This is a genomic window from Capnocytophaga canis (genome assembly GCF_000827555.1).
In the GTDB taxonomy this organism is placed as follows: Bacteria; Bacteroidota; Bacteroidia; order Flavobacteriales; family Flavobacteriaceae; genus Capnocytophaga; species Capnocytophaga canis.
Window position 1 is genome coordinate 16,069 of record NZ_CDOI01000171.1, and the last position, 15,594, is coordinate 31,662.

The 15,594-nt window shown below is 38.1% G+C and carries 12 protein-coding genes; 7 read left to right on the forward strand and 5 right to left on the reverse strand.

Going from position 1 to position 15,594, the window contains the following annotated elements; translation table 11 throughout:
* The 7 genes from rplA to CCAND38_RS08745 all read left to right on the forward strand — a co-directional run bounded on the left by rplA (position 1) and on the right by CCAND38_RS08745 (position 10,877).
* The gene (rplA, locus tag CCAND38_RS08715) at positions 1–690 is read left to right on the forward strand and encodes a 50S ribosomal protein L1 (RefSeq protein ID WP_042005299.1); all 690 of its coding nucleotides are present in this window, start codon (positions 1–3) and stop codon (positions 688–690) included.
* Positions 691–712: 22 nt separating this feature from the next.
* Positions 713–1,228: a 50S ribosomal protein L10 gene (gene rplJ, locus CCAND38_RS08720; protein WP_042005300.1), complete on the forward strand. Its 516-nt coding sequence runs from the start codon at positions 713–715 to the stop codon at positions 1,226–1,228.
* Positions 1,229–1,281: 53 nt separating this feature from the next.
* A complete protein-coding gene (gene rplL, locus CCAND38_RS08725) occupies positions 1,282–1,656 on the forward strand; it encodes a 50S ribosomal protein L7/L12 (RefSeq protein WP_042344891.1) in 375 nt (124 codons plus the stop codon).
* Positions 1,657–1,921: 265 nt separating this feature from the next.
* Positions 1,922–5,731, forward strand: a complete 3,810-nt coding sequence (rpoB, locus tag CCAND38_RS08730; RefSeq protein ID WP_042344894.1) for a DNA-directed RNA polymerase subunit beta — start codon at positions 1,922–1,924, stop codon at positions 5,729–5,731.
* 85 nt (positions 5,732–5,816) lie between these two features.
* Complete coding sequence (locus CCAND38_RS08735; protein ID WP_042009081.1) at positions 5,817–6,164, forward strand: MmcQ/YjbR family DNA-binding protein; 348 nt, start codon at positions 5,817–5,819, stop codon at positions 6,162–6,164.
* Between the two features lie 104 nt (positions 6,165–6,268).
* Positions 6,269–10,561: a DNA-directed RNA polymerase subunit beta' gene (rpoC, locus tag CCAND38_RS08740; RefSeq protein ID WP_042344896.1), complete on the forward strand. Its 4,293-nt coding sequence runs from the start codon at positions 6,269–6,271 to the stop codon at positions 10,559–10,561.
* A 4-nt stretch (positions 10,562–10,565) separates the two neighbouring features.
* A complete protein-coding gene (locus CCAND38_RS08745; protein ID WP_042009077.1) occupies positions 10,566–10,877 on the forward strand; it encodes a DUF3467 domain-containing protein in 312 nt (103 codons plus the stop codon).
* A 154-nt stretch (positions 10,878–11,031) separates the two neighbouring features.
* Here the strand turns inward: CCAND38_RS08745 and CCAND38_RS08750 are convergent, their stop codons facing one another.
* From CCAND38_RS08750 to CCAND38_RS08770, 5 genes are all read right to left on the reverse strand, one after another.
* Entirely contained in the window at positions 11,032–12,216 is a 1,185-nt protein-coding gene (locus tag CCAND38_RS08750) for a PNGase F N-terminal domain-containing protein (RefSeq protein WP_042009074.1), read from the reverse strand.
* Between the two features lie 53 nt (positions 12,217–12,269).
* A complete protein-coding gene (locus CCAND38_RS08755) occupies positions 12,270–13,577 on the reverse strand; it encodes an NAD-dependent succinate-semialdehyde dehydrogenase (protein ID WP_042344897.1) in 1,308 nt (435 codons plus the stop codon).
* Positions 13,578–13,608: 31 nt separating this feature from the next.
* On the reverse strand, positions 13,609–14,946 hold the full coding sequence (locus CCAND38_RS08760; protein ID WP_042344898.1) for an alpha-L-fucosidase: 1,338 nt from the start codon (positions 14,944–14,946) through the stop codon (positions 13,609–13,611).
* Between the two features lie 30 nt (positions 14,947–14,976).
* Entirely contained in the window at positions 14,977–15,180 is a 204-nt protein-coding gene (locus CCAND38_RS08765) for a hypothetical protein (protein ID WP_042344900.1), read from the reverse strand.
* A partial coding sequence (locus CCAND38_RS08770) for an enoyl-CoA hydratase (protein WP_042344906.1) occupies positions 15,177–15,594 on the reverse strand: 418 nt, incomplete at its 5' end. The genes CCAND38_RS08770 and CCAND38_RS08765, both read right to left, overlap by 4 nt.

Sequence of the window (15,594 nt, forward strand, 5' to 3'; positions counted from 1 at the left end):
ATGGCAAAATTGACAAAGAAACACAAAGAGGCTTTATCAAAGGTTGATTACAATAAATTGTACTCGTTGGCTGAGGCTTCTGCACTATTGAAACAAATCACATATACAAAGTTCGATGCTTCGGTTGATATTGCAGTTCGTTTGGGTGTTGATCCTCGTAAAGCAAATCAAATGGTTCGTGGTGTGGTTACGCTTCCACACGGAACAGGTAAGGACGTGAAAGTACTTGCGTTGGTAACTCCAGACAAAGAGGCTGAGGCCAAAGCTGCTGGTGCTGATTATGTTGGATTGGATGAATATCTGCAAAAAATTAAAGACGGTTGGACTGATGTTGACGTAATTGTTACGATGCCAAGTGTTATGGGTAAATTAGGTCCTCTTGGGCGCGTTTTAGGTCCTCGTGGTTTGATGCCTAACCCAAAAACAGGAACAGTAACAATGGAAATCGGGAAAGCAGTTCAAGAAGTGAAAGCAGGTAAGATTGACTTCCGTGTTGATAAAACAGGTATCGTTCACGCTGCTATCGGTAAGGTATCTTTCTCAGCAGAGCAAATTATTGACAACGCTCATGAGTTGATTCAGACATTAATAAAATTAAAACCTACTGCAGCAAAAGGAACTTATGTGAAGTCTATCTATTTGTCTTCAACAATGAGCCCAAGTGTGCCAGTAGATACGAAATCAGTTTAATTGGTAGTTAAAAAAGGAAATTATGACAAGAGAAGAAAAATCATTAGTAATAGAGGATTTGACTGCACGGTTAGCTGAGAATAACGTAATCTATGTTGCTGACCTAACTGGTTTGAATGCAGATGAAACAACAAACTTACGTAAGGCTTGTTTCAAGGCGAATATCAAATTGGCAGTTGTTAAAAATACGTTGCTTGCAAAGGCAATGGAGGCTTCTGAAAAAGAATTTGGTGAATTGCCGTCAGTTCTTAAAGGAAATAGTACTTTGATGTTTTCAGAGGTAGGAAATGCCCCTGCGAAACTTATCAAAGAATTCAGAAAAAAATCAGATAAATTGGTTTTAAAAGGTGCTTTTATTGAGGAAGCTATCTTCGTTGGAGCAGACCAATTAGAGACTTTGGTTGCAATCAAGTCGAGAGAGGAGCTTATTGGCGATATTATCGGATTGTTGCAATCACCTGCTAAAAATGTTGTTTCAGCTCTTAAATCAGGAGGTGGAAAATTGGCAGGTATTATTAAAACTTTGTCTGAAAAATAGTAGATTGAACGCACAAAATTAAATTTTATAACAAACTTAAAAAACGATAGAAAATGGCAGATTTAAAAAATTTCGCAGAACAATTAGTAAACTTAACAGTTAAAGAAGTAAACGAACTTGCTCAAATTTTAAAAGATGAGTACGGAATTGAGCCAGCAGCTGCAGCGGTTGCAGTAGCAGCAGGTCCAGCAGTAGCAGGTGAGGCTGTAGCTGAAAAAACAGAATTTGATGTATTCTTGAAATCAGCAGGTGCTAACAAATTAGCTGTTGTTAAATTGGTTAAAGAATTAACAGGTCTTGGACTTAAAGAAGCTAAAGAAGTAGTTGATGGAGCTCCTTCAAAAATTAAAGAAGGTGTATCTAAAGACGAAGCAGAAGGTCTTAAAAAGTCTTTAGAAGAAGCTGGAGCTGAAGTAGAATTGAAATAATTTTACGAAGTTTAACATATAAGGTTTAGGTCTTTTCTTGTACAGAATAGGCCTAAACCATTTTGCGTATTATATCGGTAATAAACTATTAGTTACAAAAACTTAGCTTTAATAGCTTGATAATTAATATGTTATTTCGTTGATTTATAGAAATCAATATTTGGGTTTTGAACAAAAAGTTTTAAAATCTGATTTTTTTTAATAAGGTTGCATATTGTTGTAACTTTAAAACGTTAGGCTTAAAGAATTAAATTTATAAAAATAGATGCTTACGAATCAAACTGCAAGAATCAATTTTGCTTCTGTAAAACACACACCAGACTATCCCGATTTTTTGGATATTCAGATTAAATCGTTCCAAGATTTTTTCCAATTGGAAACTAAATCGGAGGAGAGAGGCAATGAAGGGTTATATAACACATTTAAAGAGAATTTCCCAATAACAGACACGCGTAATCAGTTTGTGTTGGAGTTTTTAGACTATTTTATTGACCCACCTCGCTACACTATTCAGGAGTGTATCGAAAGAGGTTTAACTTATAGTGTGCCGTTAAAAGCAAGATTGAAACTATATTGTACAGATCCTGAACACGAAGATTTTGAAACTATTGTACAAGATGTCTATTTGGGAACTGTTCCTTATATGACTGCCAGTGGTACGTTCGTTATCAATGGAGCTGAGCGTGTAATCGTTTCACAATTGCACCGTTCACCAGGAGTTTTCTTCGGGCAGTCGTTCCACGCAAATGGAACAAAATTATATTCAGCCAGAATTATTCCTTTTAAAGGTTCTTGGATTGAATTCGCTACAGACATTAACAATGTGATGTATGCGTACATTGATAGAAAGAAAAAATTACCTGTAACAACTTTGTTCCGTGCTATTGGTTTTGAGCGGGATAAGGATATTTTAGAGATATTTGATTTAGCTGAAGAGATCAAAGTTTCTAAGACAGGTTTGAAGAAATATATTGGTCGTCGTTTAGCTGCTCGTGTGTTGAATACGTGGCACGAAGACTTTGTTGATGAAGATACAGGAGAGGTGGTATCTATTGAGCGTAATGAAATTATTCTCGACCGAGATACTGTTTTAGATAAAGATAATATAGAGGAAATTGTTGAAGCTGACGTGAAAACTATTCTTCTTCATAAAGAGGACAGCCAAGCAACAGATTATACAATTATTCATAATACTCTACAAAAAGACCCTACAAACTCTGAAAAAGAGGCTGTAGAACATATTTATCGTCAGTTGCGTAACGCTGAACCACCTGATGAAGAGACAGCCCGTGGCATTATCGATAAATTATTCTTCTCTGACCAACGTTATAATTTAGGAGATGTAGGGCGTTACAGAATTAATAAAAAATTAGGAATAGATATTCCAGAAGATAAGCAAGTTTTAACAAAAGAAGATATCATAACAATTGTTAAGTACTTAATTGAGCTTATCAATTCAAAAGCGGAAGTTGATGATATTGATCACTTGTCAAATCGTCGTGTGCGTACGGTTGGTGAGCAACTTTCGGCTCAGTTTGGTGTTGGACTTTCTCGTATGGCTCGTACGATTCGTGAACGTATGAATGTTCGTGATAATGAGGTGTTTACTCCTATTGACTTGATTAATGCTAAAACACTTTCTTCTGTAATCAATTCATTCTTCGGAACAAACCAGCTTTCTCAGTTTATGGATCAAACCAATCCACTCGCTGAGATTACGCACAAACGAAGATTGTCAGCTTTGGGGCCAGGAGGACTTTCACGTGAACGTGCAGGTTTTGAGGTGCGTGACGTTCATTACACACATTACGGACGTCTGTGTCCTATTGAAACTCCTGAGGGACCAAACATCGGTTTGATTTCATCTTTGGCTGTATTCTCAAAAGTAAATTCAATGGGATTCATTGAAACTCCTTACCACAAGGTTACTAACGGGAAGGTAGACTTGAAAGACATGACCTATTTGAGTGCTGAAGAGGAAGAAGGACTTAAGATCGGTATGGCAAACATCAGTTTGGATAAAGAGGGTAATATTACAGAAGAGAGAGTTGTTGTAAAAGAAGATGGGGATTTTCCTGTAATTGAACCTAATCAAGTGGAGTTTATTGACGTTGCTCCTAATCAGATTGCTTCTATTTCGGCTTCGTTGATTCCTTTCTTGGAGCATGATGATGCTAACCGTGCTTTGATGGGATCGAATATGATGCGCCAAGCGGTACCTTTATTGAAACCAGAGGCTCCAATTGTTGGGACAGGTTTGGAGCGTCGCGTGGCATCCGATGCACGTGTTCTGATGAACGCAGAGAGTGATGGTGTAGTAGAATATGTTGATGCTGAGAAAATTATAATTACATATGACCGTACTGAGAATCAAAAATTAGTGAGTTTTGAGGAAGAACAAACGGTTTATGATCTTATTAAATTCCAAAAAACGAATCAAGGAACTTGTATCAACTTGAAGCCTATCGTTCGAAAAGGAGATAGAGTGACTAAAGGTCAGGTACTTTGTGATGGATATGCTACTGAACAAGGGGAGTTAGCCTTAGGGCGAAATATGAAAGTAGCGTTTATGCCTTGGAAAGGATATAACTTCGAGGATGCTATTGTTATTTCAGAACGTGTGGTTCGTGAGGATATTTTTACGTCTATCCACATTGACGAGTATTCGTTGGAAGTTCGTGATACTAAGTTAGGTGCAGAAGAGTTGACCAACGACATTCCAAACGTTTCAGAAGAAGCTACCAAAGATTTGGATGAAAATGGTATGATTCGTATCGGTGCAGAGGTGCGACCTGGAGATATTCTTATTGGGAAAATTACTCCTAAAGGAGAGTCAGATCCTACACCCGAAGAGAAATTGCTTCGTGCGATTTTTGGAGATAAAGCAGGAGATGTAAAAGATGCGTCGTTGAAAGCATCGCCTTCGCTTTACGGGGTTGTTGTAGATAAGAAATTGTTCTCACGCGTTGTTAAAGATAAGAGAAAGCGTGGAAAAGAAAAAGAAGATGTTGCAGTGGTTGAGGCTTCTTACAATTCTAAATTCCAGGCTCTAAAAGATAAATTAATCACTAAATTGTTTACACTGGTTGAAGGAAAAACATCACAAGGTGTAACCAATGATTTGGGAGAAGAAATTATCCCGAAAGGTAAAAAATATTCGGTAAAGGCTTTAGAAGCAGTTGACGATTATGCTCATATAGTTTCTGGTGGTTGGACGGATGACAAAGAGGTGAATACGTTGATTGATGACTTGTTGCATAACTACAAAATTAAGTTGAATGACTTGCAAGGAGCATTACGTCGTGAGAAGTTTACTATCTCAGTGGGGGATGAGTTACCAGCAGGAATTTTGAAATTGGCGAAAGTGTATATAGCCAAAAAACGTAAGCTGAAAGTAGGAGATAAAATGGCAGGTCGTCACGGAAATAAAGGTATTGTAGCTCGTATTGTTCGTGATGAAGATATGCCTTTCTTGGAAGATGGAACTCCTGTGGATATAGTATTGAACCCTCTTGGGGTACCTTCTCGTATGAATATTGGACAGATTTATGAAACCGTTCTCGGTTGGGCAGGTCAAAAATTAGGTCAGAAGTACGCTACGCCTATTTTTGATGGAGCATCGTTGGAACAAATCAATGCATTGACTGACGAGGCAGGTATCCCACGTTTTGGACATACTTATCTGTATGATGGAGGAACTGGAGAGCGTTTTGATCAACCTGCAACTGTTGGGGTTATCTATATGATTAAACTCGGACACATGATCGACGATAAGATGCACGCACGTTCTATCGGACCTTACTCGCTTATTACTCAACAACCACTTGGAGGTAAGGCTCAGTTTGGAGGTCAGCGTTTTGGAGAGATGGAGGTTTGGGCATTGGAAGCATATGGAGCTTCAAGCACATTGCGTGAAATCTTAACCGTGAAGTCCGACGACGTAATCGGTAGAGCTAAAACGTATGAGGCAATCGTTAAAGGAGAAACAATGCCAGAACCAGGGCTTCCTGAATCGTTCAACGTATTGATGCACGAACTTAAAGGTCTTGGACTTGATATAAGATTGGAAGAATAAAAAAATCAAAATTCAGAAACTTTGCCAAAGTATTCCTTTGGCAGAGTTTTAAGTGTTTCTAAGATTATTAAAATACTCATTTTTGATGAATATCGAAGAATTGCGTGAATTTTGTCTGTCGCTTAAAGCTTCTGAAGAAAGTTTTCCTTTTGATGATAATATTCTGGTTTTTTCAGTTAAAGGAAAAATGTTCTGCTTGGTAAACATCACAAAATATGAGTTTATAAATATCAAGTGTGATCCTGAAGAAGCGGTTGAGCTTCGTGAACAATATGCAGAAGTTACTCCAGGTTGGCATATGAATAAAAAACATTGGAACAGTGTCCAAATTAATGGAAAAATTTCCGATAAATTACTTAGAAAATGGATTTTCAATTCATATGAGCTTGTAGTAAAGAGGTTACCAAAGAAAGTTCAAGAAGAATTATTTTAAAAATGAATATTTTTTTAATAAATCCTCTAAAATTAAAAGTTTTAAAAACCTTTAAAAGGTTTTGCAAAAAATAAAAAAATAAAATTCATACCGCATAATATATTATGGCAAGAGTAAAAGACAAAGTTACAACGACGAAGTTTGACAAAATTTCTATTGGGTTGGCATCGCCTGAATCTATTTTGGCAGTTTCGCGTGGTGAGGTTATTAAACCTGAGACGATTAACTATCGTACGCACAAACCTGAGCGAGATGGGTTGTTCTGTGAGCGTATTTTTGGGCCTGTTAAGGACTATGAATGTGCTTGTGGAAAATATAAACGTATTCGTTACAAAGGGATTGTTTGCGACCGTTGTGGGGTAGAAGTAACAGAGAAAAAAGTGCGTCGTGATAGAGTAGGGCATATTAACTTAGTGGTACCGATTGCACACATTTGGTATTTCCGATCATTACCGAATAAAATCGGATATTTGTTGGGATTGCCGTCCAAAAAATTGGATATGATTATCTACTATGAGAGATATGTGGTTATCCAACCAGGAATTGCAAAAGGACCAGATGGCGAGGATATCCAACCGATGGATTTTTTGACGGAGGAAGAATATCTAAATATTATGGAAACTCTTCCTGTTGAGAATCAGTATTTAGAAGATACTGACCCGAATAAATTCGTTGCCAAAATGGGAGCTGAATGTCTTTTAGATTTGTTGCAACGTTTGGATTTGGACGAACTTTCGTATGATTTACGCCATAAAGCTAACAATGAAAGTTCTAAACAACGTAAAACAGAGGCTTTGAAGCGTTTGCAAGTGGTTGAAGCGTTTCGTGAGGCAAAAAATAATCGTGAAAATAAACCTGAATGGATGATAATGAAGGTAATTCCTGTGATTCCGCCTGAGTTGCGTCCGTTGGTGCCGTTGGATGGAGGGCGTTTTGCAACTTCTGATTTGAATGATTTGTATCGTCGTGTGATTATTCGTAATAATCGTTTGAAGCGATTGATGGAAATCAAAGCACCCGAGGTAATTTTGCGTAACGAAAAACGTATGTTACAAGAATCTGTGGATTCATTGTTTGATAACACACGTAAATCATCAGCAGTAAAAACGGAATCAAACCGTCCGTTGAAGTCATTGTCTGATTCATTGAAAGGTAAGCAAGGTCGTTTCCGTCAGAATTTACTTGGAAAACGTGTGGATTACTCAGCACGTTCTGTAATTGTGGTAGGGCCTGAACTTAAATTATACGAGTGTGGTTTGCCTAAAAATATGGCAGCAGAACTTTACAAACCGTTTGTTATCCGTAAGTTAATTGAGCGCGGAATTGTAAAAACAGTTAAGTCAGCTAAGAAAATTATCGATAAGAAAGAGCCTGTAGTTTGGGATATTTTAGATAACGTGATTAAAGGGCATCCAGTGCTTTTGAACCGTGCTCCTACGTTGCACCGTTTGGGTATCCAAGCATTCCAGCCGAAGTTGATTGAAGGTAAAGCGATCCAGTTGCACCCATTGGTGTGTACGGCGTTTAATGCTGACTTCGACGGTGACCAAATGGCGGTACACTTGCCGTTGGGGCCTGAAGCTATTTTGGAAGCTCAATTGTTGATGTTAGCATCACATAATATCTTGAATCCTGCGAACGGTTCCCCAATTACAGTACCTTCTCAAGACATGGTTCTTGGCTTGTATTATATGACCAAAGGAAGACGTTCAACACCTGAGTATCCAATTAAAGGAGAAGGCTTGACATTCTATTCTGCGGAAGAGGTAAATATCGCCTACAATGAAAGAAAGTTGAATCTGAATGCCTTTATCAAAGTACGTGTAAGAGATTTAGGAGAAAATGGTGAAGAAGTTTACAAGGTAATTGAAACTACCACAGGTCGTGTATTGTTCAACGAAGTGGTGCCACGTGAAGCAGGATATATCAACGAGGTATTGACCAAAAAATCGTTGCGAGACATTATTGGACATATTTTGAAATCAACAAGTATTCCAACGACAGCGGAATTCTTAGATAAAATTAAAAATATGGGTTACAAATTCGCTTTCCAAGGTGGATTGTCATTCAGTTTAGGGGATATTATTATTCCACAAGAAAAAGAAAAGATGATTGCCGAGGCAAACGGATTGGTTGAAGGTATTGTAGCCAACTATAATATGGGACTTATCACCAATAACGAGCGTTATAATCAGGTAATTGATGTGTGGACATCTACTAATGCTCAGTTAACAGAATTGGCTATGAAGCGAATCAGTAGTGATCAACAAGGGTTCAATTCTGTATATATGATGTTGGATTCAGGAGCGAGGGGTTCAAAAGAGCAGATTCGTCAGTTGACAGGTATGCGTGGATTGATGGCAAAACCTAAAAAGTCGACTGTAGGAGGAGGTGAGATTATCGAAAACCCAATCTTGTCGAACTTTAAAGAGGGATTATCAATTTTAGAATACTTTATTTCAACGCACGGAGCTCGTAAAGGTCTTGCCGATACGGCTTTGAAAACAGCGGATGCTGGTTACTTGACCCGTCGTCTGGTGGATGTATCGCAAGATGTAATTATTAATACAGATGATTGTGGTACATTACGAGGAGTCGAAGTTCGTGCTTTGAAGAAAAACGAAGAGGTTGTAGAAACTTTAGGAGAGCGTATTTTAGGACGTGTTTCATTGCACGATGTTTACAATCCATTAACCGAGGAATTGCTTGTTAAAGCAGGAGATGAAATTACTGAAAAAGCTGTAGCTAAGATTACAGAAGCTCCAATTGAAATGGTGGAAGTACGTTCAGCACTTACGTGTGAAGCAAAACACGGAATTTGTGCAAAATGCTACGGACGAAACCTTTCAACAGGTAAAATGGTACAAACGGGAGAGGCTGTCGGAGTTGTTGCTGCACAATCTATCGGTGAGCCAGGTACACAGCTTACGCTTCGAACATTCCACGCAGGGGGTACAGCAGGAAACATCTCTGAGGAGAGCAAGTTAGAAGCTCGTTTCGATGGAGTCGTTGAAATTGATGATTTGCGAACAGTGAAAGGACAAGATTATGAAGGAAATCCGGTGAATGTTGTCATTTCACGTACTTCGGAGTTGAAAGTGGTTGAACCAAAGTCAGGTTTGGTACTACATACTCATAATATTCCATATGGGGCACACATTTTTGTTAAAGACAAGCAAGAAGTTAATAAAGGCGATGTTCTTTGCCAGTGGGATCCATATAATGCCGTGATTATCTCAGAGTTTTCAGGGAAAATTGCTTATGAAGGTATCGAACAAGGGGTCACTTACCAAATCGAAATTGATGAGCAAACAGGATTCCAAGAAAAAGTGATTGTTGAATCAAGAAATAAACGTTTGATCCCAACGTTATTAATTCAAGATAAAGACGGAGAGACCTTCCGTTCCTACACTTTGCCAGTTGGAGCACACTTGATGGTGGACGATGGAAGTAAGATTAAAGAAGGTAAGGTATTGGTGAAAATCCCACGTAGATCAGCAAAATCGGGTGATATTACCGGAGGTTTGCCACGTGTTACTGAATTGTTCGAGGCACGTAATCCTTCCAATCCAGCAATCGTTTCGGAAATTGACGGGGTAGTTTCTTTCGGAAAAATAAAACGAGGTAACCGAGAAATTGTTATTGAATCCAAAACAGGTGAAGTTCGCAAATATTTGGTGAAGTTGTCTAACCAAATTTTGGTACAAGAGAATGACTTTGTACGTGCGGGTATGCCTCTTTCTGATGGTTCTGTAACTCCTGATGATATTTTGAATATTAAAGGACCTTCTGCCGTTCAGCAGTATTTAGTAAATGAAGTTCAAGAGGTATATCGTTTGCAAGGGGTGAAAATCAACGATAAACATTTTGAGGTGATTGTACGTCAGATGATGCGTAAGGTTGAAATTCAAGATCCAGGTGACACCCTATTCCTAGAAGGACAATTAGTTCACAAAGATGATTTTATTGAGGAGAACGACAAATTATTCGGGCAGAAAATAGTTGAAGATGCGGGAGATTCTGAAAACTTTAAGGCAGGACAAATCGTTTCTTTACGTCAGTTGCGTGATGAAAATTCCTTGCTAAAACGAGCTGATAAAAATTTAGTAGAGGCTCGTGATGTGATTCCTGCAACGGCAACGCCTGTACTACAGGGAATTACAAGAGCTTCGTTACAAACAAAATCGTTCATTTCAGCAGCATCATTCCAAGAAACAACTAAAGTCTTGAATGAAGCAGCAGTAAACGGAAAAGTGGATTTCCTTGACGGATTGAAAGAGAATGTAATCGTTGGGCATAGAATTCCAGCGGGTACAGGTCTGAAACGTTACGAGAAAATTATCGTAGGTTCAAAAGCAGAGGAAGAAGTGGTTGTTGAAAAGAAAAAATCAAGATAGGACAATGAGTAGCATAAACGAAAATGCAGAAAATCAGTTGAGTATTGAATTGGATGAAAAGGTAGCTGATGGGGTTTATTCAAACTTGGCGGTCATCAATCATTCATCGACTGAATTTGTTGTGGATTTTATTAATGTGATGCCAGGAATGCCTAAAGCACGGGTGAAAAGCCGTATTATATTGACTCCACAACATGCCAAACGTTTGTTAAACGCTTTGTCAGAAAATATCCAACGTTTTGAGCAATCACATGGTTCAATTCACGAGAATGAACATCATCCTGTACCTCTTTTCGGATTGAAAGGGGAAGCATAGATAAAATGTAAATAGGCTATTCAAAGAGTATTGGATAGCCTATTTTATTTTTACTACATAGCCTTAAATATGAAGAGTGAAGTTTATCTGTTACAGACTAATCCCCCATAAAAAGATTTTGCTACTTTTTAAGGGGGATTATTTAGTATTAGTGCTACTTATCTGATACTAAGTAACTTGATACAAGCCAATGGTTTTGTTGGTCTCCAGTATTGGCGGTAGCAGGAATTACAATTTCGATAGTATGTTTTCCTTTTTTGAGCGTACCAAGTGATACGTTCTCAGGAACTACTGCTGAGCCAGGGCACCAATTGGAACGTGATAAATCGGATGAAGCTAATCGTTCTTCAACGGCTTTCTTTACGCGTTCGTAGTTTTCGTTATATGCAAAAGCAGTGTCCTTGCGCGTCCATACACCTGATGAAGGATTGAATCTTCTAAAAGCAGCACAATCATCACGCCAAGGAATGAAGTCAATCACTTTTTTACTATTAAAAAAAACAGAATTTTTAATTTTGATGAACTCATCTCCACCGCTATGTCCTCCATGTCCAGTAGTGATGTAGTATAATTCAGCATTTTTTACATCTTTTTTAAGGGTTATGTCATGTTTTAGTGTAGTTTTAGCAAATAAATCGGGGATTTTTTGTCCATTTACATAGTAAATAGTGTTCACCAACGGAGTAACCACTTTTTTTGGTCGTGGTCTACCAGAGTAAGTTAGCGAAACATCTGCCAAATATCCTTTGTCAGTCCACGTGTCGATCCAAATGCCTATGTAAAAAGTGCCCGTTAGGAGAGATTCTAACTGAGAAACGTCCTGTTGCCAAACAACTTTATCTTCCCATTTTGGTACAGATACAGGGCGACCATATTTCATGTTTGGATATTTTTGTTCATCGCTGAAATGTCCCACTCCGAAAGGAGTCATAAATCGGAGAATTTCTACTGGCAGGTCATACGATGAAACTGCTTTGATTCCGTGGTAGTTATTGTCAGTTCCACTTTCATTAGGCAATTGTTTCGAACCCTGAGCCACGTTGATAACGTTAATCAAGTCTTCGTTTTTAAAGACGAAACAAGAACCTGATTTGTCCCAAGGATCGCCGTTGGAACGAATGGTTATTTCTACAGAAACATCAGTTCCTTTACGATATTCAGGGATGTGTATTTTTTTTACCAGTAAACGTCCGCTTTGCAAACGAATAACATCTGCAGGGGCTTCCCCTTTTTCTGAAAAATTAACCAAGGCATTCTCAAAGACTTTTACAGTCTTTGCATTTTGCCCGAATGAATAAATACTCGAAAATAAAAATAAAGCTACTAATATTTGTTTCATATATCCGTTATTTTAAATTCTAAAACTACAAAAAATCAATTTACCAAAACTATTTACTTTACGACCACTGTTTTGATATTTGCAAACTCATATATTCCAAAGAAAGAGAGTTCCCTGCCGTAACCGGATTTTTTAATACCTCCGAAAGGTAAATTCGCATCACTAATGAGCATTTCGTTGATGTACACAGCTCCTTCTTCAAATCGATAAGCCTGTGATTTTACGAACTCTGTATTCTTTGAAAAAATAGATACACCTAATCCAAATTCAGACTGATTGCTAAGTTCTACAGCTTCGTCAAAAGTACTGAACGTGGTGATAGCTGCCACAGGGCCAAAAGTTTCTTCTTTAAAAATTGCCATTGATGGAGTCACCTCAGTGATAATTGTAGGTTCATAGAACGCACCTTTACGGTTTCCTCCACAGATAAGTTTTGCTCCTTCTTGAATACTCTCTGTGACCATTTTCTCTAATTCTATAGCCAAATCTTCACGTGCCATTGCTCCAATTTGCGTTGTTGGATCAAATTTATCTCCCGTTTTCAGCGCTTGAATCTTGCTTCTATATTGATTTATAAAAGTTTCAGCGATATTTTCGTCTACCAAAAAACGTTTGGCGGCAATGCAACTCTGTCCTGTATTTTGCATACGAGCCATTACAGCTACCGATGTAGCTAACTCTAAATCAGCATCTTTACACACAATAAAAGCCGCACTTCCGCCCAATTCCAAGACTGATTTTTTGAGATGTTTTCCCGCGTTTTCGGCTACAGCTTTTCCTGCATTTTCGCTTCCTGTGAGTGATACACCCTTAATGTGTGGATGAGCGATAATATCGGCTACGTATTTGCTGTCTAAGAATAAGTTTTTATACAACGGAAAATCAATTTTGTCTGAATTGAAAATCGTTTCCAGTAAATTTGCCGATTTCGGCACATTCGAAGCGTGTTTAATAACAAACAAATTCCCTAAAATCATATTTGGAATTACAAAACGAAACACTTGCCAAAACGGAAAATTCCAAGGCATTACCCCCAATAGAACTCCTATCGGTTCAAAATTTACCTTACTTTCCGACCATTGTGTTTTTACTAATCTTGGAGCAATAAAATTTTCTGCATTGGTGATGTAATAATCACACAAATAGGCACACTTATTTACCTCAGCAATAGCTTGAGTGATTGGTTTGTTCATGTCTTCAGTAATGGCATGTGCGTATAACGATTTGTTGGAGAGTAATTTATCTCGTATTTCCTGAACGATTGTTAGGCGCTTTTTTAAATCAAACTCTTTCCACCGTTTGTAAGATGACTGTAAAGTCTCAATTCCTGAAAAAGCGTTTTCCAAAGTTGTGTGTGTCATTACAAATTTATTTTGTGTATGCTTTAATAATTTATTGATTTTCAGTTAATTTATTTTCAAAAGTTAATTCTATGACATAGTCAGGAGCGGTTGGCACTTTCGGAAACTTAAGCCAAATACCGTCTTTATCCTGCGAGAACTGTATATTTTTTTTGCTATCGAATTCTATTGCTTTTTTTAGTTTATTTCCTGCGTATGGCAAAAATAAAGCTTTATCTTTCCAATCAAGTACGTGAACGTAGAGCGTTTTGTTTCGTTGGGTGGTTACTCCCCAATCGCGTGGTGTTATAACGCCTCCTCGTGTACCCTGAATGGTAGGAGCATATTTTTTCATCCATTCTCCCATTTCTTTAAGACGTTGCACAGCCACAGCAGGGAGCATTCCATCGGGTTGAGGTCCAACATTCATTAGTAAATTTGCATTTTTACCTGCGGCTTTTACCAAATATTGAATGAGTGTTTCAGTCGATTTGTAATTCTGATCGATGATTTTGTATCCCCACATTCCATTCATAGTTTCGCAGGTTTCGAGAGGTAATTTGCTGATATCTTGTCCTGAAAGTCCTGCCTTATTTTCTCCGGGGAGGTCTCGTTCAAATATTTGTATGTCTTCACCAGTAAAAGGTACCAGATGATGGTTATTACCGATTAAACAAGCTGGTTGTAGGTTATGGATGAGTTGATATTGCTCATGCAAATTCCAAGTTTCAGGTGTCATACCGTCAGGATAGATGTCTTTATCCCACATTCCATCAAACCAAATGGCTCCAATCTCACCATAATTAGTGAGTAGTTCTGTTAGTTGGTTATTCATAAATTTATGGTAATCTTCCCATTTCCCGTGTGTGGTTCTGCCTGTACCTTTACCCGTTCTTCCCAGAGGATAATAGTCGTTGCGTCTCCAATCCAAATGAGAGTAGTACAAATGCAATCGGATTCCTTGCTTTTTACATTCATCGGCAATTTCTTTGATGATGTCGCGTTTGAAAGGTGTGGCTTTCACTATGTTATAGTCACAATATTTTGTGTTGAACATGGAGAACCCATCATGGTGTCGAGTAGTGATCGTAATATATTTAGCTCCAGAGGCTTTAATCGCTGAGACCCATTCTGCAGCGTTGAACTTAGCAGGGTAAAATCCACCTGCAAGTTTTTCGTATTCTTGCCAATGTAAGTTTTTGTTGTGCATAACCCACTCACCGTCAGCAAGCATTGAGTAAAGCCCCCAATGGATAAATATGCCGAATTTATCGTCCTGAAAATTGCTTCGAGCCTTTAAATTTTCGGCCGATGGTTTGTAATTCGGCTGTGTCCAAACAGACAGGCTACCCATTATTAATGCAACTAAAAAGATATCTTTTGTTTTCATAATATATTTATAATTAGTTGGTTATAAAATTTAATCATCTAAAAGGTTTTCATCACCATTTGATTTGTTTTTCATATAGGAATACATCAAATATGCTAAGATTACAAGCACCACGAAAGGAAGCATATTCCCGATGAAAATCCCGATGCTGTATTGTTCATCAGGGGCTTCAGCTAGTTTTTGTTTTATGATGTCGATATTATCTTGTTGTTGTAATAGTAATGGTATTCTCATTGATTTTTAAATTTAGAGAGCATTGATTTGGTTTGTTCAGAAAGGACTAATTTCCCAGATATTTCAGCATTTTTTGGTAACTCTTCGAGCCAATGTTCGGTGTGTTGCCATGTGATTCGTTTCATTTCGGTAAGTGCCATAGGATTTGCCTGTAGTAAACGATCTAAGAAGTGACCTAAAGCTTCGTCCATTTCTTTGATATTTTCAAACACTCGTGCGTAAAGTCCTTTTTGTTGAGCCCAGTAGGCATTTTTCCATTGGTCAGGAGCCATAAAAAGCTCATTCAAAGTAGCCTGTCCTGTTTTTCGTAAAATTACGGGAGCAATAACAAAAGGCCCTATCCCAAGTGAAAGTTCTGAAAGTTTGATAGTTGCGGCTTCCGTGGCGAACACATAGTCCATAGCAGCCACAAGC

Coding starts and splice junctions, on each gene's coding strand:
- rplL (WP_042344891.1), top strand. CDS start 1,282: ATGGCAGATTTAAAAAATTTCGCAGAACAATTAGTAAACTTAACAGTT.
- CCAND38_RS08765 (WP_042344900.1), bottom strand. CDS start 15,180: ATGAGAATACCATTACTATTACAACAACAAGATAATATCGACATCATA.
- rpoB (WP_042344894.1), top strand. CDS start 1,922: ATGCTTACGAATCAAACTGCAAGAATCAATTTTGCTTCTGTAAAACAC.
- rplJ (WP_042005300.1), top strand. CDS start 713: ATGACAAGAGAAGAAAAATCATTAGTAATAGAGGATTTGACTGCACGG.
- CCAND38_RS08735 (WP_042009081.1), top strand. CDS start 5,817: ATGAATATCGAAGAATTGCGTGAATTTTGTCTGTCGCTTAAAGCTTCT.
- CCAND38_RS08750 (WP_042009074.1), bottom strand. CDS start 12,216: ATGAAACAAATATTAGTAGCTTTATTTTTATTTTCGAGTATTTATTCA.
- rpoC (WP_042344896.1), top strand. CDS start 6,269: ATGGCAAGAGTAAAAGACAAAGTTACAACGACGAAGTTTGACAAAATT.
- rplA (WP_042005299.1), top strand. CDS start 1: ATGGCAAAATTGACAAAGAAACACAAAGAGGCTTTATCAAAGGTTGAT.
- CCAND38_RS08745 (WP_042009077.1), top strand. CDS start 10,566: ATGAGTAGCATAAACGAAAATGCAGAAAATCAGTTGAGTATTGAATTG.
- CCAND38_RS08760 (WP_042344898.1), bottom strand. CDS start 14,946: ATGAAAACAAAAGATATCTTTTTAGTTGCATTAATAATGGGTAGCCTG.
- CCAND38_RS08755 (WP_042344897.1), bottom strand. CDS start 13,577: ATGACACACACAACTTTGGAAAACGCTTTTTCAGGAATTGAGACTTTA.